General features: G+C 72.6%; 1 protein-coding gene and 1 pseudogene. One reads left to right on the top strand and one right to left on the bottom strand.

The features are described from left to right. Positions 1-237: 237 nt before the first annotated feature. Entirely contained in the window at positions 238-1,440 is a 1,203-nt protein-coding gene (locus tag ACWGI8_RS42430; protein WP_453668804.1) for a THUMP-like domain-containing protein, read from the top strand. 756 nt (positions 1,441-2,196) lie between these two features. Here ACWGI8_RS42430 and ACWGI8_RS42425 read toward each other — a convergent pair. Then, a pseudogene (locus ACWGI8_RS42425) lies at positions 2,197-3,024 on the bottom strand (RNA polymerase sigma factor); the annotation flags it as partial.

Here is a 3,024-nt window from a genome sequence, read left to right as displayed (position 1 = left end):
GGCGGGCCGCGACGTCCCGCCGCCTTCACCGCAGTCCGAGGGCTCCGCGGCACAGCCCGAGCCGAGCGCGACGAGGAGCGACATCGAGAGCGCCACGCGAGCTCGCCATCTTCTTGGCATTTTTCCCTTTTGTCTTACTTGCTGCATGGCGCTGCATCCTGTCAGCGCCACTCCCCCGCAAGGCCCCGACACCGCCGCCCTGCGCGCAGCGTCCCCCGGCTGGCCGACAATGGCCGGGTGACTGACGACTGCTTCCCGCTCCTCTCGCCGCTGCTCGGCGACGAGGGCCAGGCCCTGCTCGCCGCGCTGCGCGACCACGCGCCCGGAGAGGAGCTGGCCCTCGCCACCCGGCTGCGCCGCGAGCACCCTGCCGAGCTGGTCTCCGCGGCGCTCACGCAGGCGCGGCTACGGCAGCGGGCGGTGGCGAAGTTCGGCGCGGAGGACGCGTACCGGATGTACTTCACGCCGCACGGGATCGAGCAGGCCACGCGCGCGTCGGTCGCCGCGTACCGGGCCAAGCGCTTCTGGGACATCGGCCCGGTCGCCGTTACGGATCTGTGCTGCGGCATCGGCGGCGACGCGATCGCCCTCGCCCGTGCGGGCTTCGTCGTGCAGGCCGTCGACCGGGACCCGGTGACCGCCGAGACCGCCCTGGTCAATGTCCGCACGGTGGTGGAGGGCACGCCGCTGATGACGGTCGCCTGCGCGGACGTCATGGACTACGACCTCAGTGGCACCGAGGCGCTCTTCATCGACCCGGCCCGGCGCGGCGGCCGGGGCCGGATCTTCGACCCGGAGGCGTACTCGCCGCCGCTGTCGTGGGCGGTCGACGCGGTACGGCAGGTCGGCACCGGCGCCATCAAGATCGCGCCCGGCATCCCGCACGAGCTGGTCCCCCACGACTTCGAGGCGGAGTGGATCTCGGACGGCGGCGATGTGAAGGAAGCCGTGCTCTGGCACGACGAGGGCCGCACCGAGGTCATCGTCCCCGGCACCCGCCGCGCCACCCTCCTTCCCTCCGGCGCGACCCTGACCGGCCGCGGCCTGCCCAACCCGCAGGTCCGCAAGGTCGGCCGCTTCCTGTACGAGCCCGACGGCGCCGTCATCCGCGCGCATCTCGTCGCCGAGGTCGCCGAGGACCTCGACGGCGGCCTGATCGACGAGACGATCGCGTACATCACGGCGGACGAGCTGCGGCCGACCCCGTATGCGACCGCGTACGAGATCACCGACGAACTCCCCTTCAACCTGAAGAAGCTGAAGGCCCTGCTGCGCGAGCGCGAAGTCGGCACCCTGACGGTGAAGAAGCGCGGCTCGGCCGTCGAACCGGAGGAGCTGCGCCGCAAGGTGAAGCCGAGCGGGCCCAACGCGGCGACGGTATTCCTCACCCGCGTCGCCGGGGCCCCGACCGTGCTGATCGGCGCTCCCGCAGCGGTCTGACACCCGCTCAGCGGTCCGACACCCGCTCAGCGGTCCGGCGCCGGCTCAGCGGTGCGCGCCGCCGGGCGTGAGCGCGGGGCGTACGGCCGACGTGAGGCGGACCGCCCAGCGGTAGTGGGCCACCGCCTTGGTGATGCCGATCAGACCCATCACCCAGAGGACGAGGCCCACGCCCATGAAGTACGCGACTTGGCCGTACGTCCAGCTGCCGGGGCGTGCGGACGCCGGGGCCACGAACGAGATCCACAGCCCGACCGCTCCGAGCAGGAACGACACCAGAAACCACAGCAGACTCAGGCCCGGTACGCGATGGCGGGAATCACGCGCCGGGTCGAGGTCCAGCGCGGCCCATTCGCCCAGCAGTTGACGGATCCTGCGGTCACGGCGGACACCGAAGCCGACGACGAACCCGAGCGGCACCAGGACGGCCAGCCCCAGCACACCGAAGATCACCAGGAAGACGAGGGCCAGGGGATCGAACCTGTTCAAGCTGACCAGCCCCGCCCCCACGATCCCCCAGCCGAGCTGAAGTCCCGCCACCAGCAGCAGGAAGCCCAGCAGTTGGGTCACCCCCAGCAGCCGGCCGGTGAGCCGGTCCAGCACCATCGCCCGGTCGGCGAGCAGTGCCTCGCGGTCGGGCCAGGCGCGTATGTCCTCGGGTGGCGGAGGCGGGGGAAGGGGGTTGCGACGGGACATGTGGACGAGGCTATCGCCCTGCCGGCCCGCGATGATCACTCGTCGGCCCGAGCGGCCCTCGCGAGCAGCAGCTCTCTCCCGGGCGTTGCGGGTGAGCGACGCGGCCCGCTCGAACTCCGCGCGGGCCTCGGAGCTTCGGCCGAGGCGGGCCAGCAGGTCGCCGCGCACGCTCGGGAGCAAGTGGTAGTCCTTCAGAGCGGGTTCGTCCGCGAGCAGATCCACGATCGCCAGGCCGGCCGCCGGGCCCTCGGCCATCGAGACGGCGACCGCACGGTTCAACTCGACCACAGGGGAAGGTGCGACGGCGGCGAGCCTGGCGTACAGGGCGGCGATCGTCGCCCAGTCGGTGTCCCCGTACGTCACCGCCCGGGCATGGCACGCGGCGATGGCGGCCTGCAGTGTGTACGGCCCGGGGGCGTCACCCACCGCGTTGGCGCGGCCGAGGGCGGCGAAGCCTGGGGGCACCTCCCATGCCGAAGGCTATGGGGGAGGATCAGGAGCTGGTTCCAGCGGCGGCGGTTCTGGTCGGCGAGCAGGACGGGCTCGCCGTCGGGGCCGGTGCGGGCGGCCGTGCGGGACGCCTGGAGCTCCAGGAGCGCGGCCAGGCCGTGGACTTCGGGCTCCTTCGGCATGAGGCCGGTGAGGACGCGGGCGAGGCGCAGGGCGTCCTCGCAGAGGCCCGGGCGCAGCCAGTCGTCGCCCGCGGTGGCCGAGTAGCCCTCGTTGAAGATCAGGTAGATGACTTCGAGCACCGAGGAGAGGCGGGCGGCGCGCTCCTCGCCGTACGGGACCTCGAAAGGCACACCCGCCCTCGCCAGCGTCCGTTTGGCGCGGACGATGCTCCCCCTTGGCCGTCGCCTGGGGGTACCCCCAGGCGACGGTGGGCTC

The sequence above is a fragment of the Streptomyces sp. NPDC054841 genome (genome assembly GCF_053611045.1).
Note: the sequence above shows the minus strand (reverse complement) of the source record. Positions and strands in the feature narration are given on the sequence as shown.